General features: G+C 67.3%; 23 protein-coding genes, 1 tRNA gene and 1 pseudogene. 15 read left to right on the top strand and 10 right to left on the bottom strand.

The annotated features are described in order from the left end of the window. A partial coding sequence (locus DIE04_RS27385; protein WP_124524069.1) for an ABC transporter permease subunit occupies nucleotides 1-1,137 on the top strand: 1,137 nt, incomplete at its 5' end. A gap of 22 nt (nucleotides 1,138-1,159) precedes the next feature. After that, nucleotides 1,160-2,497, top strand: coding sequence for an AAA-associated domain-containing protein (locus DIE04_RS27380; protein WP_044846385.1), 1,338 nt, complete (start codon nucleotides 1,160-1,162; stop codon nucleotides 2,495-2,497). A gap of 70 nt (nucleotides 2,498-2,567) precedes the next feature. On the opposite strand, the gene DIE04_RS27375 is transcribed toward DIE04_RS27380, so the two are convergent. Then, nucleotides 2,568-3,062 (bottom strand): hypothetical protein, encoded by a 495-nt coding sequence (locus DIE04_RS27375; protein WP_124521578.1) that lies wholly within the window; start codon nucleotides 3,060-3,062, stop codon nucleotides 2,568-2,570. Next, nucleotides 3,059-3,610: a hypothetical protein gene (locus tag DIE04_RS27370; RefSeq protein WP_044846387.1), complete on the bottom strand. Its 552-nt coding sequence runs from the start codon at nucleotides 3,608-3,610 to the stop codon at nucleotides 3,059-3,061. The genes DIE04_RS27375 and DIE04_RS27370 overlap by 4 nt, the downstream gene beginning before the upstream one ends. Before the next feature lie 287 nt (nucleotides 3,611-3,897). On the opposite strand from DIE04_RS27370, the gene DIE04_RS27365 reads away from it, so the two are divergent. From DIE04_RS27365 to DIE04_RS27355, 3 genes are all read left to right on the top strand, one after another. Continuing rightward, nucleotides 3,898-4,083: a hypothetical protein gene (locus DIE04_RS27365; protein WP_059527452.1), complete on the top strand. Its 186-nt coding sequence runs from the start codon at nucleotides 3,898-3,900 to the stop codon at nucleotides 4,081-4,083. A gap of 150 nt (nucleotides 4,084-4,233) precedes the next feature. Beyond that, nucleotides 4,234-5,655, top strand: coding sequence for an alpha,alpha-trehalose-phosphate synthase (UDP-forming) (gene otsA, locus DIE04_RS27360; RefSeq protein WP_124521580.1), 1,422 nt, complete (start codon nucleotides 4,234-4,236; stop codon nucleotides 5,653-5,655). Nucleotides 5,656-5,659: 4 nt separating this feature from the next. Beyond that, nucleotides 5,660-6,241, top strand: a complete 582-nt coding sequence (locus DIE04_RS27355) for an AAA family ATPase (RefSeq protein ID WP_124521613.1) — start codon at nucleotides 5,660-5,662, stop codon at nucleotides 6,239-6,241. Between the two features lie 51 nt (nucleotides 6,242-6,292). Here DIE04_RS27355 and DIE04_RS27350 read toward each other — a convergent pair whose 3' ends face one another. Next, nucleotides 6,293-7,660 carry an MFS transporter gene (locus DIE04_RS27350; RefSeq protein ID WP_044846391.1) on the bottom strand — a complete coding sequence of 456 codons (1,368 nt, stop codon included), beginning with the start codon at nucleotides 7,658-7,660 and terminating at the stop codon, nucleotides 6,293-6,295. Nucleotides 7,661-7,839: 179 nt separating this feature from the next. Beyond that, nucleotides 7,840-8,220 (bottom strand): DUF5594 family protein, encoded by a 381-nt coding sequence (locus DIE04_RS27345; protein WP_044846392.1) that lies wholly within the window; start codon nucleotides 8,218-8,220, stop codon nucleotides 7,840-7,842. Nucleotides 8,221-8,337: 117 nt separating this feature from the next. Here DIE04_RS27345 and DIE04_RS27340 point away from each other — a divergent pair, with 117 nt between their 5' ends. Next, nucleotides 8,338-8,739: a hypothetical protein gene (locus DIE04_RS27340; protein ID WP_044846393.1), complete on the top strand. Its 402-nt coding sequence runs from the start codon at nucleotides 8,338-8,340 to the stop codon at nucleotides 8,737-8,739. Nucleotides 8,740-8,923: 184 nt separating this feature from the next. On the opposite strand, the gene DIE04_RS27335 is transcribed toward DIE04_RS27340, so the two are convergent. Further along, nucleotides 8,924-9,298, bottom strand: coding sequence for a hypothetical protein (locus DIE04_RS27335; protein WP_124521581.1), 375 nt, complete (start codon nucleotides 9,296-9,298; stop codon nucleotides 8,924-8,926). Between the two features lie 143 nt (nucleotides 9,299-9,441). Between DIE04_RS27335 and eco the strand changes: the two genes are divergently transcribed. Continuing rightward, nucleotides 9,442-9,942, top strand: a complete 501-nt coding sequence (gene eco, locus DIE04_RS27330; RefSeq protein ID WP_044846395.1) for a serine protease inhibitor ecotin — start codon at nucleotides 9,442-9,444, stop codon at nucleotides 9,940-9,942. Between the two features lie 117 nt (nucleotides 9,943-10,059). On the opposite strand, the pseudogene DIE04_RS30255 reads toward eco, so the two are convergent. After that, nucleotides 10,060-10,398: pseudogene (locus tag DIE04_RS30255) on the bottom strand (TetR family transcriptional regulator C-terminal domain-containing protein); the annotation flags it as partial. A 394-nt stretch (nucleotides 10,399-10,792) separates the two neighbouring features. On the opposite strand from DIE04_RS30255, the gene DIE04_RS27320 reads away from it, so the two are divergent. Both DIE04_RS27320 and DIE04_RS27315 read left to right on the top strand, forming a co-directional pair. Beyond that, on the top strand, nucleotides 10,793-11,911 hold the full coding sequence (locus DIE04_RS27320) for a right-handed parallel beta-helix repeat-containing protein (protein ID WP_124573303.1): 1,119 nt from the start codon (nucleotides 10,793-10,795) through the stop codon (nucleotides 11,909-11,911). A 458-nt stretch (nucleotides 11,912-12,369) separates the two neighbouring features. Next, nucleotides 12,370-12,606, top strand: a complete 237-nt coding sequence (locus DIE04_RS27315; RefSeq protein WP_124521583.1) for a hypothetical protein — start codon at nucleotides 12,370-12,372, stop codon at nucleotides 12,604-12,606. A gap of 31 nt (nucleotides 12,607-12,637) precedes the next feature. Here the strand turns inward: DIE04_RS27315 and DIE04_RS27310 are convergent, their stop codons facing one another. The 3 genes from DIE04_RS27310 to DIE04_RS27300 form a co-directional block, all read right to left on the bottom strand. Then, entirely contained in the window at nucleotides 12,638-13,852 is a 1,215-nt protein-coding gene (locus tag DIE04_RS27310) for a phage integrase central domain-containing protein (RefSeq protein WP_124521584.1), read from the bottom strand. A gap of 175 nt (nucleotides 13,853-14,027) precedes the next feature. After that, nucleotides 14,028-14,102: transfer RNA gene (locus DIE04_RS27305), tRNA-Arg, on the bottom strand. A 148-nt stretch (nucleotides 14,103-14,250) separates the two neighbouring features. Continuing rightward, on the bottom strand, nucleotides 14,251-14,433 hold the full coding sequence (locus DIE04_RS27300) for a rubredoxin (RefSeq protein ID WP_006478164.1): 183 nt from the start codon (nucleotides 14,431-14,433) through the stop codon (nucleotides 14,251-14,253). Nucleotides 14,434-14,631: 198 nt separating this feature from the next. On the opposite strand from DIE04_RS27300, the gene DIE04_RS27295 reads away from it, so the two are divergent. From DIE04_RS27295 to DIE04_RS27270, 5 genes are all read left to right on the top strand, one after another. Then, nucleotides 14,632-15,039: a DUF4399 domain-containing protein gene (locus DIE04_RS27295; RefSeq protein WP_124487169.1), complete on the top strand. Its 408-nt coding sequence runs from the start codon at nucleotides 14,632-14,634 to the stop codon at nucleotides 15,037-15,039. Nucleotides 15,040-15,267: 228 nt separating this feature from the next. Continuing rightward, nucleotides 15,268-17,253 carry an ATP-binding cassette domain-containing protein gene (locus DIE04_RS27285; protein ID WP_185500430.1) on the top strand — a complete coding sequence of 662 codons (1,986 nt, stop codon included), beginning with the start codon at nucleotides 15,268-15,270 and terminating at the stop codon, nucleotides 17,251-17,253. Between the two features lie 258 nt (nucleotides 17,254-17,511). Beyond that, nucleotides 17,512-19,494, top strand: a complete 1,983-nt coding sequence (locus DIE04_RS27280) for a DNA topoisomerase IV subunit B (RefSeq protein ID WP_124487170.1) — start codon at nucleotides 17,512-17,514, stop codon at nucleotides 19,492-19,494. A gap of 62 nt (nucleotides 19,495-19,556) precedes the next feature. After that, nucleotides 19,557-21,878: a DNA topoisomerase IV subunit A gene (gene parC, locus DIE04_RS27275; protein ID WP_044846423.1), complete on the top strand. Its 2,322-nt coding sequence runs from the start codon at nucleotides 19,557-19,559 to the stop codon at nucleotides 21,876-21,878. Between the two features lie 246 nt (nucleotides 21,879-22,124). Beyond that, complete coding sequence (locus DIE04_RS27270) at nucleotides 22,125-22,583, top strand: CopD family protein (protein WP_044846424.1); 459 nt, start codon at nucleotides 22,125-22,127, stop codon at nucleotides 22,581-22,583. 67 nt (nucleotides 22,584-22,650) lie between these two features. On the opposite strand, the gene DIE04_RS27265 is transcribed toward DIE04_RS27270, so the two are convergent. Beyond that, nucleotides 22,651-23,535 carry a LysR family transcriptional regulator gene (locus DIE04_RS27265; RefSeq protein WP_124521587.1) on the bottom strand — a complete coding sequence of 295 codons (885 nt, stop codon included), beginning with the start codon at nucleotides 23,533-23,535 and terminating at the stop codon, nucleotides 22,651-22,653. 113 nt (nucleotides 23,536-23,648) lie between these two features. Between DIE04_RS27265 and DIE04_RS27260 the strand changes: the two genes are divergently transcribed. After that, a complete protein-coding gene (locus tag DIE04_RS27260; RefSeq protein ID WP_124521589.1) occupies nucleotides 23,649-24,095 on the top strand; it encodes a multidrug/biocide efflux PACE transporter in 447 nt (148 codons plus the stop codon). The last annotated feature ends 31 nt before the right edge of the window (nucleotides 24,096-24,126 follow it).

Below are 24,126 nucleotides of genomic sequence, written 5' to 3'. Positions count from 1 at the left end.
TGGTTCTTCGTCGTCGCGTCGGAGGCGATCACCGTCGGCAACCAGACGATCACGCTGCCGGGCATCGGCGCGTATCTTGCGCAGGCGATCTCGGACAAGAACCTCGGTGCGATCGGCTGGGTGATCCTGACGATGACGGTCGTGATCCTGGCCTACGACCAATTCCTGTTCCGCCCGCTGATCGCATGGGCCGACAAGTTCCGGATGGAGAACACCGCATCGGGCGATGCGCCGCAATCCTGGCTGCTCGACCTCGTGCGTCGCACGCGCCTGATTCACCAGCTGCTCGTGCCGGCCGGCTGGTTCTTCGCGAAGGCGGCGCGGATTCCGCTGCGCCTGCCGCTGTCGGGCGCGATGCGCTTCTCGCTGCCGAAGGTCGAGAAGAAGGCATCGCGCACGGTCGACATCGCATGGGCGGCGCTCTTGCTGCTCGGCACGGCCTATATCGTGTGGCGCGTCGTCAGCTTCGTGTCGACCGGCGTGACGATGGGCGAAGTCGGGCACGTCGTCGCGCTCGGGCTCATCACGCTGCTGCGCGTGGTCGTGCTGATCTCGATCGCGTCGGTGATCTGGGTGCCGATCGGCGTGTGGGTCGGGCTGCGCCCGAAGCTGGCCGAGAAGCTGCAGCCGCTCGCGCAGTTCCTTGCCGCGTTCCCGGCGAACCTGCTGTTCCCGGTGTTCGTGATCGTGATCGCGCGCTTCCACCTGAACCCCGACATCTGGCTGTCGCCGCTGATCGTGCTCGGCACGCAGTGGTATATCCTGTTCAACGTGATCGCCGGCGCCACGTCCTATCCGAACGACTATCGCGAAGCCGCGACGAACTTCCGGATCCGCGGCTGGCAGTGGTGGCGCCAGGCGATCCTGCCCGGCATCTTCCCGTACTACGTGACCGGCGCGATCACCGCCTCGGGCGGAGCATGGAACGCGAGCATCGTGTCGGAAGCGGTGCAGTGGGGCTCGACCAAGATCGAGGCGCACGGCCTTGGCGCGTATATCGCGCAGACCACCGCCGCCGGCGACTTTCCGAAGATCATCCTGGGCATCGCCGTGATGTCCCTGTTCGTCACCCTGTTCAACCGCCTGCTGTGGCGCCCGCTGTATGCCTTCGCCGAAGCGAAGCTGCGGCTCGACTGAGACCGATTGAGAGCGAAACGCGATGCACAATCCGAATGCTGTAAACGCCCCCGTCCAGACGTCCCAGCCGCCGCGCCTCGGTGAGGAAATCCTGCGCGTCGATCACGTCTGCCGCGGCTTCAACAAGACGCAGGGCGAGTTGCTCGTGCTCGACGACGCGAACCTGTCGCTGCGCGAGGGCGAGATCGTCGGGCTGCTCGGCCGTTCGGGCTCGGGCAAGTCGACGCTGCTGCGGATCATCGCCGGGCTGATCGAGCCGACCGGCGGTGACGTGACCTATCTCGGAAAGCCGCTGCGCGGCCCGGCCGAAGGCGTCGCGATGGTGTTCCAGACCTTCGCGCTGTTTCCGTGGCTGACCGTGCTGCAGAACGTGGAGGCCGGGCTTGAGGCGCTCGGCGTCGGCGCACGCGAGCGGCGCGAACGCGCGCTCGCCGCGATCGACCTGATCGGTCTCGACGGCTTCGAGAACGCGTACCCGCGCGAGCTGTCGGGCGGCATGCGCCAGCGCGTGGGCTTCGCGCGCGCGCTCGTGGTCGACCCGACGATCCTGCTGATGGACGAGCCGTTCTCGGCACTCGACGTGCTGACCGCCGAGACGCTGCGTACCGACCTGCTCGACCTGTGGACGCAAGGCCGCATGCCGATCAAGTCGGTGCTGATCGTCACGCACAACATCGAGGAAGCGGTGTTCATGTGCGACCGGATTCTCGTGCTGTCGTCGAACCCGGGCCGCGTGATCGCCGAGATCAAGGTGCCGTTCAAGCATCCGCGCAACCGGCTCGACCCGGCCTTCCGCAAGCTGGTCGACGACATCTACGCGAAGATGACGGCCCGCCAGACCGGCGAGGCGACGAAGAAGGGGCTCGAGCTCGGCAGCTGGCTGCCGCAGGTGTCGACCAACCTGATGGCCGGCCTGATCGAGACGCTCGCGATGGCGCCGTACCACGGCCGTGCCGACATGCCGGAAATCGCGCGCACGCTGCATCTGGAGGTCGACGACCTGTTCCCGATCGCCGAAGTGCTGCAGTACCTCGGCTTCGCCGACGTGCGCGAAGGGGACGTGTTCCTGACGCCGCCGGGGCGTGTGTTCGCGGAATTCGGCACGCAGGAGCGCAAGCTGATGTTCGCGGATCACCTGCTGAAGCACGTGCCGCTCGCCGCGCGGATCAAGAAGGTGCTGAACGAGCGCCCGGGCCATCGTGCGCCGCGTGTGCGTTTCGAGCAGGAGCTGGAGGATTTCCTGTCGGACGGCGCGGCGGAGGAAACGCTCGACGCGGTGATCGACTGGGGTCGTTACGGCGAGATCTTCTCGTACAACGACCAGACCGAAATCTTCAGTCTCGAGGACGTCGAGTCCTGAGCCGTCGAGCCGGGCCGTCTGGCCCGGCATCCGCACGCACGGCGCCTGCCAGGCGTCGCGCATCGCATCGTTACTGCAGGTTACCCCACCGGTCGACCGCCGGTTCGGCCGACGCCCACTTCCAGTGCGTGCCTTGCTGGCACGCATTCGCGAAATACCAGTCGGCCTTGTCGCCGTCCTTCACTGAGAACGCGAATTCCTTGCACAGCGCAAGCGCCGTCGAGTACGCGCGCGTGACGCGCACCTCGCCCTCGCCGTTTTCGAGCGGCAGCGTGTTCTTCACGTTCCACGGCTTCACTTCGCCGACGGCCAGGCTGCCGGCCGCCTTCGCGATCGCGTCCTGCTGGTTCTGATGGAGCTGTTTCATCGTGCGGTTGACGGCCTCGTCGGTCGCCGCCTGCACGGCGATCCCGACACCGACGCCGACGGCCGGGTTCGCCGTGACGAGGCCCGTCGCCGCGCCGGCGAGCGCGCCGCTCGCCGCGCCGACCGAGCCGCAGCCCGACAGCGCGGCGCTGGCCGCGCACAGCGCGCCGATCGCGGCGATTCGGATCGCGACGGTCATTGCAGCGCGCCCCAGCGTTCGGTCGCCGGTTCCGCCGACGCCCATTTCCACACGGGACCGTCGCGGCAGATCGTGGCGACGTAGAACGCCGATTGCGCGGCCTTGTCGGCCTTCGCGGGCGTGTCGACCGCGAACACGATTTCCTTGCAGTCGAGCGGGCCGATGCTGATCATCCGGCTGACCGTCACGCGGCCCTGTTCGTCATCCTCGATCGGAAACGAATGGTGCGTCGTCCACGGCGCGACGCCGCCGACGTCGAGCGGGCCGGCCGCCTTCGCGATCTGTTCCTGCGTGTAGCGGTGCGCGACGCGCTGCGTGTACTGGACGCCCGCACGCGCACCGGCGACGGCGCCGAGGCCGATGCCTGTCGCGACGGCGGCATTGTTGGTGACCTTGGAGGCGATCGCGGCGCCCGCGATACCGGCGCCGGCGGTCGCGCCTTCGCTGTACAGCGAGTTGCAGCCGGACAGCAGTGCGGCGGTGGCGAGCGCGGCCAGCACGATGCGCGCCGGCGTGGCCCGGCGCGGCGGTTCGAAACCCATGTTCATCCCTGAGTGCAAGTCCTGTCTGGGTGAGCGGCGACGCATGCGCGCCCCCTTGCCGCGTCATTGTTTCGCAATGGTCATAGGAAAACTGCAAAGCTTTGACAAATGGCCGGCGGCGGGTCGCGCGCGTACGCGCGGCGCTATTGTCGGACAGATGGCGGAGCCGGGGTCAAAACGTTACAAATTGAAGGTAATTGTTACCGTGGCGTGCGAGGAAGCGACCTAGACTGTTTTGTTATGGAATGTTTCTACGACGGCTCCGAGCCGCGCGCCATATGAGACACCCAGCCATGCGCCGTTCGAAACGGTTTTCTCCCCGGCCGCCCGATGCAGGTGCCGAGCGCCCGCGTCCGCAGACCGACGCGCCGGCCGGTGCGCCCGACGAGACGCCGTCCGACGGCGATCACAACCAGGGCGGCGCACGCCCGGAAGGGCTCGACTATCAACGCGACCTCGGCCAGGAGCAGGACGCTTGAGGCTGTCGCCGCTGTATTCCGCTGCCGCATTTCATTGCGCGCCTTGTTGCATCGCTCACATCTGAATCGCCGCGCGACTGCCTTCGGGCCGTCGCGTCCGCCTTGGCGCGCGCTGCGCGTCATTCAATCGAATCGAGGAGGGGAAGCCGCATGAGCAGATTGATCGTGGTATCGAACCGTGTCGCCGCCGGCGAGGACACGCGCCCGAGCGCAGGCGGTCTCGCGGTCGGCGTGATGGATGCGCTGAAGGAAACCGGCGGCGTCTGGTTCGGCTGGAACGGCGAGATCGTCGGTACGCCCGACACGCAACCGGCGATCCAGCGGGACGGCAACGTCACCTATGCGACGGTGGGGCTGACCCGGCGCGACTACGATCAGTACTACCGCGGTTTCTCGAACGCGACACTCTGGCCGGTGTTTCACTACCGCAGTGATCTCGCGCGCTTCGACCGGCAGGAGTACGCCGGCTATCTGCGCGTGAACGCGATGCTCGCGAAGCAGCTCGCCGCGCTGCTGCGGCCCGACGACCTGATCTGGGTGCACGACTATCACCTGCTGCCGTTCGCGCATTGCCTGCGCGAGCTCGGCGTGAAGAATCCGATCGGCTTCTTCCTGCACATTCCGTTTCCGTCGCCCGACATGCTGCGCGTCGTGCCGCCGCACGACGAGCTCGTGAAGTTCATGTGCGCGTACGACATCGCGGGTTTCCAGACCGACGCCGACAAGCAGGCGTTCACCGACTACATCGAGCGGCGCGGCATCGGCGCGGCGAGCGACGACGGGATGCTGCATGCGCACGGCCGCGTCGTGAAGGTCGCCGCCTATCCGATCGGCGTGCATCCGGATGCGATCGCCGAGGCGGCCGTCCAGTATGGCTCGCGCAAGCCGGTGAAGATGCTGCGCGACGCGCTCGGGGGCCGCAAGCTCGTGATGAGCGTCGACCGGCTCGACTATTCGAAGGGGCTCGTCGAGCGCTTCCAGTCGTTCGAGCGGATGCTCGCCAACCAGCCGGGCTGGCAGGGGCGCGTGTCGCTCGTGCAGATCGCGCCGCCGACGCGCTCCGACGTGCAGACCTACCAGCGCATTCGCGAGACGCTCGAAGGCGAGGCCGGCCGTATCAACGGCCGCTTCTCGCAGCTCGACTGGACGCCGATCCAGTACCTGAACCGCAAGTACGAGCGCAATCTGCTGATGGCGTTCTTCCGGATGTCGCAGGTCGGCTACGTGACGCCGTTGCGCGACGGGATGAATCTCGTCGCGAAGGAATACGTCGCGTCGCAGGACCCGGCCGATCCGGGCGTGCTCGTGCTGTCGGAGTTCGCGGGCGCGGCGGCCGAGCTGAGCGGCGCGCTGCTCGTCAATCCGTACGACCTGTCGCAGATGGCCGATGCGCTCGAGCGCGCGCTGTCGATGCCGCTCGCCGAGCGGCGGGCGCGGCACGAGGCGAACCTCGCGCGGCTGCGCGAGAACAACCTTTCGGTCTGGCGCGACACGTTCGTCGCCGACCTGCGCAGCGTCGCGGCGGCCGCGTCGGTCACGCGGCGCGCGGGCCGGCGGGCCGCGCATGTCTGAGCGGATGTCCGAGCGCGTGGAGGAGGGTGGCGCGGCGGACGATGCGGCCGCCCGCTTCTTCATCGTCACGGGCGGCCCCGGCTCCGGCAAGAGCACGTTGCTCGATGCGCTCGAGCGTACCGGTTTCGCGCGCTCGCACGAGGCCGGGCGCGGCGTGATCCGCGACCAGATGGCGATCGACGGCCCGGCGCTGCCGTGGCGCGACCGGGCCGCATTCGCCGAGCAGATGCTGAACTGGGAGATGCGTTCGCACCATCTCGCGCGAGGCGCGCGCGGGCCCGTGTTCTTCGATCGCGGCGTGCCGGACGTGATCGGTTACCTGCGCCTGACGGGCCTTGCGGTGCCCGCACACGCGGAGGCCGCGGCGCGGCGCTTCCGCTATCACCGGCGTGTGTTCATCGCGCCGCCGTGGCCCGAGATCTACACGCACGACACCGAGCGCCGGCAGGATTTCGCGGAGGCCGTGCGCACCTACGACGCGATGGTCGACTGCTATACGGCGTATGGTTATCGGCTGATCGAGCTGCCGCGCGTGAGCGTGAAGGCGCGCGTGCGCTTCGTGATGGACGCGCTCGACGCTGCCTGAGTTGCGGGCGCGGCGCGCTGCGGCGTCAGGTCGCAGCGTGAAGTCGCCGCATCAGGCCGCAGCGTCGGGGCGCGGCGACGCGATGCGCAGCATGCTGACCACCGCGGCGACCGCCGCGAACACCGTGGCGACATAGAGCGCGATCGTCGGACCGCGGTCGGGCGCCAGCCCGAAAATCAGCGCGACGAGCGCGGCACCGAGCGTCTGGCCCGTCAGGCGCGCCGTGCTCAGCATCCCGCCGGCGCCGCCGCTGCGCTCGCGCGGCGCCGACGACAGCATCGCGCGATTGTTCGGCGACTGGAACAGCCCGAAGCCCGCGCCGCACAGCGCCATCCGCCACACGATGTCGACGGTACCCGGGTGCGCGCCGATCGTCGCGAGCGACAGCAGCCCGGCCGCGAACAGCGCGAGCCCGATGCCGCCGAGGATGCCGGCCGAATAGCGGTCCGACAGCACGCCCGCGAGCGGCGCGGCGAATACGATCACGAGCGGCCACGGCGTCATGTAGAGGCCGGTTTCGACCTGGGAGAAGCCGAGCGAATGCTGCAGCCAGAACGGCAGCGCGACGAACGCGAGCATCTGCGACGTGAACGACGCGACCGACGTGCAGATCGACAGCGCGAACATCGGGATGCGCATCAGGTCGACCGGCAGCAGCGGCGCCGGCTGCGACAGCTGGCGCTTCACGAAGAAGTAGCCGACGCCGAACGCGACGGCCAGCTCGGCCGCGACGTACGCGTGGCTTTCGCCGTGACCGAGCCCGTCGACGGCCATGATCAGCAGGCCGAACACGCAGGCGTTCATCAGCGCGCTCGGGAAATCGTACGGCGCGTCGTGCAGCGGGTTGGCCGGCAGCGCACGCAGGCTGCCGAACACCGCGGCGATGCCGATCGGCACATTGACCGCGAACAGCCAGGGCCACGACGCGAACGACAGGATCGCCGATGCGACCGTCGGGCCGATCGCCGACGACAGCGCGACCACCATCGCGTTGATCGACAGCCCGCGCCCGAGCATCGACGACGGGTAGATCATGCGCACCAGCGCCGCGTTGACGCTCATGATGCCGGCCGCACCGAACCCCTGGATCACGCGCATCACCGCGAGCGTCGGCAGCGAGCCGGCGAGCGCGCAGCCGAGCGACGCCGCGGTGAAGAGCGCAAGACCCGCGATGTAGATGCGGCGATAGCCGACGCGTTCGCCGAGCGACGCGAGCGGCAGCAGCGTGATCGTGACCGCGAGCTGGTACGCGTTGACGATCCAGATCGATGCGGCATCGGACGCGTGCAGGTCGCGCGCGATCGTCGGCAGCGCGACGTTCGCGATGGCGCCGTCGAGCACGGCGAGCGTGATGCCCAGTGCGACGCAGACGATCGCCCAGTAGCGTTGCGGAAGCGGCAGGCCGGTATCGGCGTTCATGGCGGGAGCGAAAGCGTGGTTGTCCGCGTGCCCGGGTGCCGGTTGCGTGCGCAACCATGCTTGCGGGTGGAGGCGGCGGTGGACGGTCCGGCCAGCCTGGCGGCGCCGGCGCGGGGCCGGTCGAGTGTATCACCGGGCCGAATCGCGCGACGCCGACACCGCCGCCGGCCGGCGCGCGTTCAGCCTTCGAAATCGAGGCCGCCGAGCCGCACGAGCGGGTCGGCCTGCGTGCGCGACGCGAGGTCGATGTCGCGCGCGCCCTCCCATGCGCTCAGCTTCCTCGGCAGCGCGCTCAGATAGTGCTCGAACCGCATGGGCCCGTCGGGCTCCATCAACCGTTCGATCTCGTCGGTGTCCCAGGTCAGTTCGAGGTTCAGCGGATGCACGAAGCCGCTCACGTGCTCGTGCGGCGCGCTGCGGATCTGCACGCGCGTCGGTTGCCCGTGGCCGCCGTACGGGACGACGTCGGTCAGTACGTGATCGGCGAAGAAGGCGGCGATCGCCTGCGCGATGCGCGGCGCGAATTCGGTATCGAAACGGCGGGCGGTTTCGGGCTGCATGAAGGCGTCTCCAGTGTGCCGAAAATCGTAGCACGGCCGTGCCGCGTTTCGGCGTGCGTGATACCCGTAATGGCGCGTTACCACTTGCTGCATCTATTACGGCCGGGCGCGGCCACAATGCATCGCATCCAGTACCACTTCGCGTGGGAGTCCATCATGAAAAAGATTGCCGCTGTATGTGTCCTCGCCGGTTCGCTCGCCGTGGCGGGCCCGGCGTCCGCGCATGGCCGCGACGGGGGCGCCGTCATCGGCGCGCTGATCGGCGGCGCGGTGCTCGGGGCGATCGTGACGTCGGCGATGAATCCGCCCGTCGCGTATCAGGCGCCCGTGTATCAGGCACCGGCCTATCAGCCGCCGACGTACTACCAGGCACCGGCCTACCAGCAGCCGGCTTATCCGACCTACCAGCAGGCGCAATACCAGGACGACGGCCCGAGCTATTGCTACGACCGTTATCAGCGCGCGTACGTGTGCGGCGCGCCCGTGTCGGGCGGCTATGCGCAGCCGGCGGGGTGGTAAGAAGCGGGCACGCGCATGAGGCGCGGGCAGGTTCGGCGTTGCGTAGCCGGCCGCCCCGGTTTCCGGTGGAGCGGACGACAAAAGGCCCTCGCGGTGATGCGAGGGCCTTGCTTTTTGACGGTCGTCTATCGGCTCGTATCGGCCTCGCGCGGGCCGTGCGTGGATACAAACGGTTGCAATTGCGTCAGTGGCGATGGCCGCCGCCGTTGCCTTGGCCGCGCCCGCCGCCGTCGTCATTCCAGTCGGCGCGGCGTCCGTCGCCGCGGCCCCAGCCGCCGTGACGGGCGCGTTCGCTGCGGTCGCGATCCCAGCCGCCGCGGTCACGATTCCAGCCCTCGCGTCCGCGATCCCAGTCGCGGCGTCCGCGGTCCCAGTCGCGCCCGCCGCCACCGCCCCAGATGTTGACCGTCCCGTACACGGGCGACGCCCCGTAGGCCGGCCCGTACGCGTAGCCGGGATCGGAATAGTAGGGCTGTCCGTAGCCGTATCCGGCGTCCGGACCGACGACGCACCCGGCCAGCAGCGTGGCGACGCCGGCGGCAGCAATGAGCTTCAGCATGATGATCTCCGTTGGTTTCCGTATAAGTACCGCGCGCGGGGATCGCCGGCTGTATGCAATTGTGTCGTGAAATTACAGCGCCGTAAGGTCTTGGAGCGAAAGTGTTAGCATCCAGGGCCTATTTGTTTTTCAGGAGCACATCGATGAAATTCGCGATCCGGGCCGTCCTGGCCGCCCTTTGCGTGACGACCGCCGCCGCCTGCGCGGCCGGGCCCGCATCGGCGCCTGCCGTGCCGGCCGAGTCGATCAAGATGTTCCCGCAGCCGACGGCCGGCCAGCAGCGCGCGGTGATCGCGCTGCCCGCGCTCGAGAACGAAGGCGACGCGCGCGTCGAGCTGATGATCGGCAAGACGCTGCAGACCGACTGCAACCAGCAATGGTTCGGCGGGGAACTGACCGCCGAGGACGTGAAGGGCTGGGGCTATACGTACTATCGCCTGACCGACGTGAAGGGGCCGGCGTCGACGCTGATGGCCTGCCCGGGCCAGGCGCCGCAGCAGCGCTTCGTGCAGGTGCGCGGCGACGGCCAGCTGCTGCGCTACAACAGCCGCCTGCCGCTCGTCGTGTACGTGCCGGACGGTTTCGACGTGCGCTACCGCGTGTGGCATGCGTCGAAGGACGTGCAGCACGCCGTGACGCAGTAATGCATCGGCGCGGTCGTGCAGGGGCGCTTGCCGCTGCACGGTCGCGTGTGGTTTCGCTTGCGGGCTTCTTTCCGAGGTCCGCCGTTTTATCCGCCGCTCGCGTGTGCGAGCACAGCATGCGGCCAGCGCGGCTTGCGCGACCGCCTCCAGATCGCGACGGCTCGCACCGTCGCGCGCCCGAATCGACATCCCCTGTTGCACCGTCACGTAGTAGCGCGCGATCGCGTCGAGGTTCGCATGTGCCGAGAGCTCTCCGGTCGCAACGCTTTCGCCCAGCCGCGCGTCTAACGCGGTGACGGTCTGCTCGCGCATCGCGATCAGCATTTGCCGGACCGTGTCCGAGCGCTCGGCCGGATGCAGTGCCGATAGCACGATCAGGCAGCCGGCGGGTCTCGAGCGGCGCGTGAAGACGCGCGCCGTCTGCATCAGGTAGTCCTTGATGGCGTCGTGTGCCGCATGTCACCGTGATGGCGCGATGATGAATGGAAGAGGATAACGAACGGTTTTGCAGGCGCACGGCGGAATTCATTTACAAAGTAATCAAGCGTACTTACGATGACGCCAATCTGGGCTAGCGGAACTTCGTATGCGTACGGTCGATCAGGCGATGCTTGCCGCGCTGTGCCTTTGGCTTGCTGCATGCGGCGGCGGTGACGGCAGCGCGGCTCCGGCATCGCAAACCGTTGCGGGCACATCGACATCGTCCGTCGCACCTGCCGGCGCTGCATCCGGCGCATCGGCTGCATCGACGAATTCCGGCAGCCCGGCACCGACCGCTGCGCCGGCCGGTTCCGCGTCCGGCACGACGCTTCTGCCGTCCAGTGGCGCCAAACCGATTCTGGTCGCCGATGTGACGGTCTCCCCGGCTGCCGACGGCAGCGACCAGGCCGACGCGTTGCAGAAGGCATTCGACAGCCTGCGTGCCGGCCAGCGCCTGGTCATCGCGCCGGGCCGCTACGTCGTCGGGCATTCGCTTGCCGTGACGGTGCCGCAGGCGGTGATCTCGGGATACGGCGCGACGCTGGCCGCGACGAATCCCGCCGACCAGACGATCGTGATGAGCGGCGCCGGCTCGACGCTCGTCGGCGTGACGCTGGCCGGCACCGGCACCGCGCGGCTCACGACGCCCGAGTCGACCAAGGTCGAGGTCACGGGCTCGGACGTTCAGGTGCTCGGGGTGACGATCCAGGGCGGCGCGAGCGCCGGGATCTTCGTGTTCGGCGGCAACCGTATCGCGATCGTGGGCAATACCGTGCGGGCGACGCTGGCCGACGGCATTCATACGACCTACGGATCGACCAACGTGCTGGTGCAGAACAATACGGTGACCGGCACCGGCGACGATCTGATCGCCGTGGTCAGCTATCTCGGCGACGGCCGCCTGAGCAGCAACGTGCTGATCGACCATAACGCGGTATCGGGCAATTCTTGGGGGCGCGGCATCACCGTTGTCGGCGGGCAGGCGGTGACGATCTCGAACAATACGGTCGACGGCGTCGAGAAGGCGGCGGGGATTCTGGCCGCGCAGGAGGACAGCTGGAAAACCTACGGGGCTTCGAACGTCGTCATCACGGGCAATACCGTGACCAACATCCAGAACGCGAACGTGAACAACGGATTGCAGCCGACGCAGCAGGGCGCGATCGAGCTGGATACCTGGTCGGGAGCGGTGTCGGACGTCACGGTGGCGAACAACCGCGTGTCGGGTTCCGGATATGCGGGGTTCCGGGCGTACGGAAACGTGTGTTCTTTCAGCGTGACGGGCAACACGTTCTCGTCGATCGCCGGGTTGCCGGTCTCGTTGCTGACGAACGGTTGCGCGTCGAGCCAGATCGTCGTCGATGCGAACCGGCTCGCGGACGGCAGTGTGCTGGCGCTGCCGGCGGGGGCGTCGTCGACGGGGACGTTTGCCGTGACGGGCGCGAATGCGAGTCTGATGCCGCAGGTCAGGACGGGGTTGATGCGGTGACGGGGCGGTCAGGGCTCAGGCCTGGCGGCCATTGGCTGGCACAGCACGGCATACGCGGCTTCGGCGGAACACGCGGCCAAGCGTGAGCGTGGGCACCCGACGTTCGGACGCTGTGCGTGCCGACGGTGCGATTTTCAGGCTGGGGCGGAATTTCGGGAAATTGCTGGTCCCCCGACAGAATTCATATCTGCATGTCAGGAAAGGCCGCTGATGTGATGGAAAATGAAAAGCCCCCCAATACAACCCCCGGATGATCGTCGCTAGGGACTTCTCGTCGAGAGATCTTGTCGACACGAATGCTTGGATCGAGGCATGTTGGAGAGTGTCGCCCGCGCCCGCGCCCGCGCCCGCGCCCGCGCGCGCAGGCGCTTGCGCTTATTGCGCCTTTGCGCGAAGATCTCGGCCAGCCCGCCGCGAGCGGGCTTTCGCGCGTTAAGCCTATGAAAATGAGGTGCGAAATGAGCCGGAGCAAGCGAAAGAATCCGATCGGTGGCATCACCACCGCCGAGTCCGAGGCGCAGGACAAGGAACAATGGCATCGTCGCCACCGCCGCGTCGAGTCGGCCCGCCTGAAGAAGGACGCGGTCGACTACGAGCCCGAAAGTCACCGCACGCAGTCCGACCAGTGGAAGATGGATAAGGACGGTAAGGCCTACTGGGGCAAGGACGCGCCCGACCATATGATGCGCAAGTGATCAACTTGACGGCCGGATATTGTGGGGCTGTCTACCGAGCTGCTGTAATCGGGATCACTTCGCCGCCGCTCTTGAGTCGGTCGAGTTGATCTCCCCACGCCTGCATCATCTGGCGACGCTCCGGCAGGTACTCTGCATGGACGTAGGCGGCCGTCACCTGATTACGTTCGGCATGAGCCATCTGCCGTTCGACCACGTCCCGGCTGTAGCCAAGTTCGCGCAGCGCTGTTGCCGCCAGTCCCCGGAAACCGTGCCCTGTCATGCGGGACTTGTATCCCATGCGGTAAAGCGCGTAGAGCATCGTATTGTTCGAGATCGGGCCGCGGCCTTGCACGCTGTAGAAGACGAAGCGGTGCTGGCTGTTGATCTGCCTGAGCTCGGCGAGCACGTCGAGCGCCTGGCGTGAAAGCGGGACGATGTGTGGATCGCGCATCTTCATGCGTTCCGCCGGGATGCGCCATTCTGCGGCGGCTTCGTCAAACTCCGACCACTCGGCCCGGATCATCTCCTTCGTCCGCACGAACGTCAGTGCCATAAATCGAAGCGCGAGCCGTGTGACGAGGTCGCCTTGGTATCCTTCGATGTCACGCATCAGCTGCGGGATTTCGGTGGCTTTCACGCGGGCCATATGCTGCACGCCCGGGCCTTTCTTCAGTACAGTCTCAGCATCGATATCCGCTGCAGGGTTCCGCGAGCAGCGGCCGGTCATGATGCCGTACTGGAACACGGCACGTGATCGCTGAAGCACCCGCTTGGCAGTCTCGCGCACGCCGCGTGATTCGACCGTCCGCACGATCTCGAGCAGTTCGGGTGCTTCGATGCTTGCGATGGGGCGAGTGCCAATTCGCGGAAAGACGTCGATCTCGAGGCAGTTGATGACCTTGCCAGCGTACGTTTCCGACCATCCATCCCGCTGAGTCTCGAACCACTCGCGGGCGACCGCCTCGAACGAGTTGGCGGCAGCGAGCTTCGCCGCGCGCTTGTCTGCCTTCTTGGCCTCGCTGGGATCAACGCCGGCCGCTAGTTTCTCCCGCGCGGCGTCGCGTCGCTTGCGGGCGTCGACAAGCGACACGTCCGGATAGACGCCGAGCGCGAGGCTCTTTTCCTTGCCGTTGCCCCGGTACTTGAAGATCCATCGCTTCCCGCCTGCCGGCGTGATCAGCAGAAGCAAGCCTCCACCGTCATAGAGCTTTTGCTGCTTTTCCGCTGGTTTGGCGGTGCGGACTTTCAAGTCGGTGAGAGCCATGTCTGCGTGCGCTGGGGGTTGTCGGTGAGGCGGAATTGTCGGAACCCCCAGGACGACCCCTGTCAGGGGGGTGTTTGTGCTGGCGGTCGATTGCGGAAGTGTGCAACAAAAAACCCCGCGAAGCCAAGCCTAGCGGGGTTCTCTTGTGAAAGATTGCGAAACCTTGGGGGATATTTGGTCCCCCCGACAGGAATCGAACCTGTATCTAGCGCTTAGGAGGCGCTTGTTCTATCCATTGAACTACGGGGAGAGCCATGTCCGCGATATCGCGTGCGGAAGACGCGACCGGGACGGCGATGTGGACAGCGCGCAGAGTATAGCAAACGCGACGCGCATCGGCGGAGGGAATGCGTGCCGATACGCGCCGCGCGCGCCCGGTCGTGTCCGAAAAAGCCGAATCAGAAATCGACGACGACGAAATCTTCCTTGCCCACGTCGCACAGCGGGCAGCGCCAGTCGGCGGGAATGTCGGCGAAACGGGTGCCGGCGGGGATGCCCTCGTCGGGCAGGCCTTCCGCTTCGTTGTAGACCCACCCGCAAATCAGGCAGACCCAGCTCTGGTATTCGGTTACTTCGCTCATGTGGCGCTCGGGATGATGAAAGTCGGTGACGCCGTCCGCGGCGTGGCCGGCGGACGAAAGGCGCAATGGTACCGGAATTTCGCCGAACGCCTCCGCAACGTCGTTTTAAACGTACGCATCGCGAACAACCGCCGTCATCGCGCGGGCCGGGCACGCAGTGTATGCTTCGTGAGCCTTTCAATCTGAAGGAGAAAAACGATGCTCAACAAGAAGAAATGGATCGCGGGTGTGGTTTGTGTCGCGGCGCTGGCCGCGTCGACGCTCGCGCGTGCCGAGGCGCGCGTGTACTTCGCCGAGCCGAAGGATGGCGCGACGGTCTCGAGCCCCGTGCACGTGAAGTTCGGCCTTGAAGGGATGGAACTCAAGCCGGCCGGCGACATGACGCCGGACACGGGCCACCATCACCTGCTGGTCGACGGCAAGCCGGTGCCGAAGGGCGACGTGATCCCCGCCACCGACCATTCGCTGCACTTCGGCAAGGGCCAGACCGAAACCGACCTGAAGCTGCCGCCCGGCCAGCATACGCTGACGCTGCAGCTCGGCGAAGGCGCGCACCGCTCGTACGGTCCCGAGCTGAGCTCGACGATCACGGTCAACGTGAAATAATCGCGCGTTCCGCCTGCGGGCGCCCGGCCGGGAAACTGCGGCCGGATGCCCGCCGCCGGCCCCGCATGACGCCAACGCGCGCGATGCCGGCCCCGTCCGCCGAGCGCGCGCCATCATGCCGCCGCAGCAAAAACGCAGCGCTAACGCAGCGCTTAAGCTGCACAAAATGATTCGCCCTCCGGCCTAGTCCATCCGGCCATCCCGGCGCAGGCGTCCGCCACCGGTACAATGGGCGCTTCCGATTTCTCTCTTCGCCGTCTCCCCATGTCGCTTTATTCCATTACCGGCGCGCAACTCGCGTTCGGTCACGTCGCGTTGCTCGATCACGCGGACTTCTCGCTGGAGGCCGGCGAGCGCGTCGGCCTGATCGGTCGCAACGGCGCGGGCAAGTCGTCGCTGCTGAAGATCGTCGCCGGGCTCGCGAAGCCCGATGACGGGCTGATTACGCGCCAGCAGGAGCTCGTGACCGTCTATGTGCCGCAGGAGCCCGAATTCGAACCCGGCGCGACCGTGTTCGACGCCGTGGCATCGGGGCTCACGCACACGCGCGAAGTGCTCGAAGAATACGATTCGATCGCGCATCGCCTCGCCGAAACACCGGAAGGCGCCGAACACGACGCGCTGCTCGCGCGGATGAACGCGCTGCAGTCGTCGCTCGATGCGCACGACGCATGGAACTGGCGCACGCGCGTGTCGATGACGCTCGCGCAGATCGGCCTGACCGACGGCGACGCGCAGGTCGACGCATTGTCGGGCGGGATGCAGAAGCGCGTCGCGCTGGCGCGCGCGCTGGTGCTGCAGCCCGACGTGCTGCTGCTCGACGAACCGACCAACCACCTCGACTTCGACGGCATCCGCTGGCTGGAAGAACTGCTGGTCGCGCAGCGTGCGGGCCTGTTGTTCATCACGCACGATCGCGCGTTCCTCGACCGCGTCGCGACCCGTATCGTCGAGCTCGATCGCGGCCGGTTGCTGTCGTATCCGGGCAATTTCTCCGCGTACCAGACGCGCAAGGCGCAGCAGCTCGAAGTCGAGCGCGTGGAAAACGAGAAATTCGACAAGCTGCTCGCGCAGGAAGAAGTGTGGATCCGCAAGGGCGTCGAGGCGCGCCGCACGCGCAGCGTCGGCCGCATCGCGCGGCTGGTGCAGATGCGCAACGAGCGCGCGGAGCGCCGCAATTCGCAGGGCAACGTGAAGCTCGACGTCGCGCAGGGCGAGAAGTCGGGCAAGATCGTCGCGGAACTGACGGACGTGACGAAGCGCTACGGCGATCGCACGGTCGTCGACACCTTCTCGACGACCGTGATGCGCGGCGACAAGATCGGCTTCGTCGGCCCGAACGGCGCCGGCAAGACCACGCTGCTCAAGCTGATCCTCGGCGAGCTGAAGCCCGACGCGGGCACGGTGCGCACCGGCACGAACCTGCAGGTCGCATATTTCGACCAGATGCGCGCGCAGCTCGACCAGGAAAAGAGCCTGGCCGACACCATCAGCCCCGGTAGCGAGTGGGTCGAGATCGGCGGCGTGCGCAAGCACGTGATGAGCTATCTGGGCGACTTCCTGTTCGCGCCGGAGCGTGCGCGCTCGCCGGTGAAGTCGCTGTCGGGCGGCGAGCGCAACCGGCTGCTGCTCGCGCGCCTGTTCGCGCGTCCGGCCAACGTGCTGGTGCTCGACGAACCGACCAACGATCTCGACATCCCGACGCTCGAACTGCTCGAAGAGCTGCTGGCCGACTACGACGGCACGGTGCTGCTCGTCAGCCACGATCGCGCGTTCCTCGACAACGTCGTGACGTCGGTGATCGCGGCCGAAGGCGACGGCAAGTGGCGCGAATACGTCGGCGGCTTCACCGACTGGCAGATCCAGAGCGAGCGTTCGCAGCAGCTCGCGCAGCAGGAAGCGGCGAAGCGCGCGGTGAAGGAAGCGGCGCCGGTCAAGGAAGACGCGGCGAAAGGCGCGGCCGGCCGCAACGCGCAGCGCACGGTGAAGCTGTCGTTCAACGAGCAGCGCGAACTCGATGCGCTGCCGGAGAAGATCGCGGCGCTCGAGGAAGAACAGAAGACGATCAACGCGCAACTCGAAGATGGCTCGATCTTCGCGAAGGATCCGCAGGAAGGCACGCGCCTGACCGAGCGGTTCGCGGCGATCGACGACGAGCTCCTCGCCGCGCTCGAGCGGTGGGAGACGCTCGAGGCAAAGCGCAAGCCGGTCTGACGCACCACGCGTGGCGGCCCGGCGCGTCGGAGCGCCGGCCGGCAGCGCCGTGCGACGATCTTGCGGCGGCGCGCCACGCGGAACCAGTAAAATACCGCGCGTCCCGGGTCGCTCGGCGCACGCCGCGCGCCCGCTTTCGGAGCAGTCCAAGCACACCGTTGTTTCGATTCGCTTTTTTACGGAACTCAACGTTTTGTCCACGACGTTATCCACACGAGGTGTGGACAACGTCCCGATGAATGACGAAATTCAGCGCCTATGTCAACGAAGAAGCCCAGCGCGGCCTATAGCGAAGCATCGATCAAGGTGCTCAAGGGCCTCGAGCCGGTCAAGCAGCGGCCCGGCATGTACACCCGTACCGAAAATCCGCTGCACATCATCCAGGAAGTCATCGACAACGCGTCCGACGAGGCGCTCGGCGGCTACGGCAAGCAGATCACGGTCACGCTGCACGCCGACCAGTCGGTGTCGGTCGAGGACGACGGCCGCGGCATCCCGTTCGGGATGCATCCCGAAGAGGGCGTGCCGGTCGTCGAGATCGTGTTCACGCGCCTGCACGCAGGCGGCAAGTTCGACAAGGCCGCCGGCGGCGCGTACACGTTCTCGGGCGGCCTGCACGGTGTCGGCGTGTCGGTGACGAACGCGCTCGCGACGCGTCTCGACGTGACGGTCTGGCGCGACGGCAAGATCGCCGAACTCGGCTTCGCCGACGGCGACGTCGTGAAGCCGCTCGCGACGCAAGGCGCGGGCCGCGGCGAGAAGAAATCCGGCACGCGCGTGCAGGTGTGGCCGAATCCGAAGTACTTCGATTCGCCGAACCTGCCGCTCGGCGAGCTGCAGCGTCTGCTGCGCTCGAAGGCCGTGCTGCTGCCGGGCGTCGAGGTCGTGCTCGTCAACGAGAAGACCGGCGAGCGCCAGGCATGGAAATACGAGGACGGCCTGCGCGGCTACCTGCTCGACGAGATGAACGGCAGCGAGCTGCTGATCCCGCTGTTCGAAGGCGAGCGTTTCGCCGATGCGCGTTCGACTGACGACACATTCGCCGAGGGCGAGGGCGCGTCGTGGGTCGTCGCATGGAGCGAGGAAGGTTCGCTCGTGCGCGAGTCGTACGTGAACCTGATCCCGACGCCGGCCGGCGGCACGCACGAGTCGGGCCTGCGCGACGGCCTCTACCAGGCGGTGAAGAGCTTCGTCGAACTGCACAACCTGCAGCCGAAGGGCGTGAAGCTGCTCGCGGAAGACGTGTTCGCGCGCGTGTCGTTCGTGCTGTCCGCGAAGGTGCTCGATCCGCAGTTCCAGGGGCAGATCAAGGAACGCCTGAACAGCCGCGATGCTGTGAAGCTCGTGTCGTCGTTCTCGCGTCCGGCGCTCGAACTGTGGCTGAACCAGCACGTCGAGCACGGCAAGAAGCTCGCCGAACTCGTGATCAAGCAGGCACAGGCGCGCACGCGCGCGGGCCAGAAGGTCGAGAAGCGCAAGAGCTCGGGCGTCGCGGTGCTGCCGGGCAAGCTGACCGATTGCGAGACGGAAGACATCGCGCGCAACGAACTGTTCCTCGTCGAGGGCGACTCGGCGGGCGGTTCGGCGAAGATGGGCCGCGACAAGGAGTACCAGGCGATCCTGCCGCTGCGCGGCAAGGTGCTGAATACGTGGGAAACCGAGCGCGATCGCCTGTTCGCGAACAACGAGGTGCACGACATCTCGGTCGCGATCGGCGTCGATCCGCACAGCCCGGACGACACCGTCGACCTGTCGAACCTGCGCTACGGCAAGATCTGCATCCTGTCGGACGCGGACGTCGACGGCTCGCACATCCAGGTGCTGTTGCTCACGCTGTTCTTCAAGCATTTCCCGCAGCTGATCGAGCGCGGTCACGTGCACGTCGCGCGGCCGCCGCTGTTCCGCGTCGATGCGCCGGCGCGCGGCAAGAAGCCCGCGCAGAAACTCTATGCGCTCGACGACGGCGAACTCGAGGCGACCCTCGACAAGCTGCGCAAGGACGGCGTGCGCGAAACGCAGTGGAGCATCAGCCGCTTCAAGGGTCTCGGCGAAATGAGCGCGGAGCAGCTGTGGGACACGACGATGAATCCCGACACGCGCCGCCTGATGCCGGTGAAGCTCGGCGAGCTCGACTACGAGGCGACGGTTGCGCGCATGACGATGCTGATGGGCAAGGGCGAGGCAGCCGCGCGACGCGGCTGGCTCGAGGAAAAGGGCAACGACGTCGAAGCGGACATCTAAACCCGCGCGGCCGGGCATGACGCCCGGCCCGGCCTCACGCCACTTACGAATACGGAATTCAGATGGACGACAATACTTCCGATCTCTTCGCCGGGTCCGACGCACCGGAAGCCGATGCGCTGACGCTCGGCAACTACGCGGAGCAGGCGTACCTCAGCTACGCGGTCAGCGTCGTGAAGAGCCGCGCGCTGCCCGACGTGTGCGACGGCCAGAAGCCGGTGCAGCGCCGGATCCTGTTCGCGATGAACGAAATGGGCCTCGGCCCCGACGCGAAGCCGGTGAAGTCGGCGCGCGTGGTCGGCGACGTGCTCGGTAAATATCACCCGCACGGCGACCAGTCGGCGTACGACGCGCTCGTGCGTCTCGCGCAGGATTTCTCGCTGCGCTATCCGCTGATCGACGGGCAGGGCAACTTCGGCTCGCGCGACGGCGACGGCGCGGCGGCGATGCGCTACACCGAAGCGCGGCTCACGCCGATCTCGAAGCTGCTGCTCGACGAGATCGACCAGGGCACGGTCGACTTCATGCCGAACTACGACGGCTCGTTCGAGGAGCCGAAGACGCTGCCGAGCCGCATGCCGTTCGTGCTGCTGAACGGCGCGTCGGGCATCGCGGTCGGCCTGGCCACCGAAATCCCGTCGCACAACCTGCGTGAAGTCGCGGCGGCGGCGGTCGCGTTGATCCGCAATCCGAAGCTTTCGCACGCGGAGCTGATGAACCTGATTCCCGGCCCGGATTTCCCGGGCGGCGGCCAGATCATCTCGAGCGACACCGAGATCGCGGCGGCCTATGAAACCGGCCGCGGCAGCCTGAAGGTGCGCGCGCGCTGGAAGATCGAGGATCTCGCGCGCGGCCAGTGGCAACTCGTCGTCACCGAGCTGCCGCCGAACACGTCGGGCCAGAAGGTGCTCGAGGAAATCGAGGAACTGACCAACCCGAAGCTCAAGCTCGGCAAGAAGACGCTCACGCCCGAGCAGCTCAACACCAAGAAGGCGATGCTCGACCTGCTCGACGCGGTGCGCGACGAGTCGGGCAAGGAAGCGGCGGTGCGGCTCGTGTTCGAGCCGAAGTCGCGCACGATCGACCAGACGGAATTCGTGAACACGCTGCTCGCGTACACGAGCCTCGAATCGAACGCGACGCTGAACCTCGTGATGATCGGCGCCGACGGCCGGCCGGGCCAGAAGGGGCTGCTGACGATCCTCGACGAGTGGGTGAAGTTCCGCCAGCTGACGATGACGCGCCGCTGCCGCCATCGTCTCGCGAAGGTCGACGACCGCATCCACATCCTCGAAGGGCGGATGATCGTCTTCCTGAACATCGACGAGGTGATCCGCATCATCCGCGAGTCGGACGAGCCGAAGGCCGCGCTGATGAGCGCGTTCGGCCTCTCCGACCGCCAGGCGGAAGACATCCTCGAAATCCGCCTGCGTCAGCTCGCGCGGCTCGAGAAGATCAAGATCGAGAAGGAACTCGAGGCGCTGCGCGACGAGAAGGCGAAGCTCGAGGAACTGCTCGCGAACGAAAGCGCGATGAAGCGGCTGATGATCAAGGAGATCGAGGCCGACGCGAAGCAGTACGGCGACGATCGCCGCACGCTGATCCAGCAGGAAAAGCGCGCGACGTTCGAGGCGAAGGTCGTCGACGAGCCGGTGACGGTCGTCGTGTCGCAGAAGGGCTGGGTGCGTGCGCTGAAGGGCCACGGGCTCGACCCGGCCGGCTTCACGTTCAAGGCCGGCGATCACCTGTACGCGGCGTTCCAGTGCCGCACGCCCGATCGCCTGATCGCATGGGGCAGCAGCGGCCGCGTGTACTCGGTCGACGTGTCGGTGCTGCCGGGCGGGCGCGGCGACGGCGTGCCGGTCACGTCGCTGATCGAGCTCGAATCGGGCTCGCATCTGATGCACTACTACGCGGCGCCGGCCGATCAGCAACTGCTGCTCGCGTCGAGCAACGGCTTCGGCTTCCTCGCGAAGGTCGGCGACATGGTGAGCCGCGTGAAGGCCGGCAAGTCGTTCATGACGATCGATGCAGGCGCGGTGCCGCTCGCGCCGATGCCGGTACTGCCGAACGCGACGCAGGTCGCGTGTCTGTCGAGCGGCGGCCGTCTGCTGGTGTTCGGGATGGACGAGATGAAGACGCTGTCGGGCGGCGGCCGCGGCGTGATCCTGATGGCGCTCGACGACAAGGAAACGCTCGTGCAGGCGCTCGCGATCGACCCGGCCGGTGTCGTGCTGATCGGCACCGGGCGCGGCGGCAAGGCGCAGGACGAGACGCTGTCGTACGCGGGGCTCGCGCCGCACGTCGGCAAGCGCGCACGCAAGGGCCGCGCGCCGGAAACGAAGCTCAAGGTCGTCAACGAGCTGCGTCCGCTGCTCGGCTGACGCCGCATCCGGTCGCCGGCTCGACCGGCATCGAAGGCCGCACCTCCGCTTCGGCGGGCGTGCGGCCTGTTTGTTTTGGGGCGACGCATGCAGGAAAGCGAGCGTGGCGCCGTCACGCGGAACTTGCAAATATTGTGAAATACCGCCGGGGGTCTGAACCGACCGGCGGTCCGCCGGTCGAACGTCGCTCGAGACCGCGCGTGACGCGGCTGTTCGTTGCACTCAACTCATAACAGGATTGCCGCCATGTCCCACGCTGTTGCCGTCGCGCTGTTTCTTCATCTGCTGGCCGTCGCCGTGTGGGTGGGCGGGATGGTCTTCGCGCACTTCTGCCTGCGCCCGGCGCTGTCCGACCTGACGCCACAGCTGCGGCTGCCGCTGATCGAGGGCGTGTTCGGCCGCTTCTTCAACTGGGTGTCGGGCTCGGTGATCGTGATCCTGCTGTCCGGCGGTTTCCTGCTCACGGCCTTCGGCGGCGCGCACGCGACGTGGACGCTGCATGCGATGGCGGGGCTCGGCGTCGTGATGATGCTGATCTTCGGCCATATCCGCTTCGCGCTGTTCCCGCGCATCCGCCGCGCGGTGCAGGCGCAGAACTGGCCGGACGGTGCGCGCGCGGTGAACACGGTGCGCCTGCTGGTCGTCGTCAACCTCGTGCTCGGCGTCGTGACGATCGGCGCGGCCGTGCTGTCGCGCGGCTTCTGATCGCCTCGCCGGCCTCTGATTTCGCGGCGCCGTTCGGCGCTCGCCGCCGGTGCGGTGCCGCGCGCCGCTACGCGGCCAGCATCGCGTCGAGCAGCCACGCGCCGGCCGGGCCGAGCGGCCGGTTGCGCGACCACACGGCATCGACCCGCACGCGGCGCGGCCAGCCGCGCGCGCGCAGTTCGCACAGCCGATCGCGCGCGAAGTGCTCGACCATCCAGCGCGGCAGCTCGGCCCAGCCGAACCCCAGCACCGCCATCTCCAGCAGCATCAGGTAGCTCGGCGCGAGCCAGCGCTGCGTGCCGACGACGATCCGGTCGGCAGCGCCGCGATCCTCCGGTTTCACATACGTATTGAGGCGCAGCTCGCGCGCGTCGCGCAGCGCCGCATGCGGCACGTCGGCGTCGCCATAGGCCGCCAGCGCGTGCGTGCGCCCGACGAACAGGCCGATCTCCGACTCTTCCGCCACCGTCGCCGCGCCGATATCGGGCGGATAGACCGCGCGCGCGGCCATCAGCCCGAGCTGTGCGCGACCCTGCTGGATCAGGTCGAGTACGTCCTCGTGCTCGGCAATCTGGCATTCGAGCTCGAGCGCCGGAAAGCGCCGCTCGAGCGCCATCAAGGTTTCCTCGTAACGCTTCGACTGGTACGTGTCGGACACGACGAGCGTCAGCCGCGCTTCCTCGCCCTGCGCGAGCCGCGCGGCGGTGCGGTCGATTGCCGCGCCGGCCTCCAGCGCGCGCTGCACCTGCGGGAGCAGCGCGCGGCCGGCATCGGTCAGCGTCGGCGCGCGCGTCGAGCGGTCGAACAGCTGCACGCCGAGATCGATCTCGAGGTTCGCGATCGCTTCGGACACCGTCGACTGGCGCTTGCCGAGCTTGCGGGCGGCGGCCGTGAACGAGCCGAGCAGCGCGGCTTCGGCGAAGGCGAGCAGGGCTTCGGGGGCGTGGCGCATGCGGCGAACCTCAGGGTTTTATATCGGTAAAACCGATGATATCAAACTGGATTCGCGCGGTTTCGCCGATCAAAATGCCCGGCATGGATTGTACGAACACATCGGAGGGAACCATGAAACAGATCAACAAAACGGTGACGGAACGTCTCGTTCATGCGCTGACGTTCGAGCTGGTGGCGATCGCGCTGTGCGCGCCGATCGGTGCGTGGCTGCTCGACATGCCGGTGTCGCACGTCGGCGTGCTGACGGTGATGGTGTCGCTGATCGCGATGGCCTGGAACATGACGTTCAACACGCTGTTCGACCGCTTCGAGCGGCGGGCGGGCCTCACGCGCACGCTCGGCATGCGGATCGCGCATGCGGTCCTGTTCGAGCTCGGCCTCGTCGCGATGGTGGTGCCGGTCGCCGCGTGGTGGCTGAACGTGAGCCTCGTCGAGGCGCTGCTGCTCGACCTCGGCATCGTGCTGTTCTTCCTGCCCTACACGTTCTGCTTCAACCTCGCGTACGACGCGCTGCGCGCACGCTGGGCCGCACGCCGCGTCGCGGTACCGGCGGGCTGAGCCGCAAGCGTCCGGCGGCGGGGGCGGCGAC

Origin of the sequence: Burkholderia sp. Bp8994, assembly GCF_003853805.1 — a bacterium.
Lineage (GTDB): Bacteria > Pseudomonadota > Gammaproteobacteria > Burkholderiales > Burkholderiaceae > Burkholderia.
Note: the sequence above shows the minus strand (reverse complement) of the source record. Positions and strands in the feature narration are given on the sequence as shown.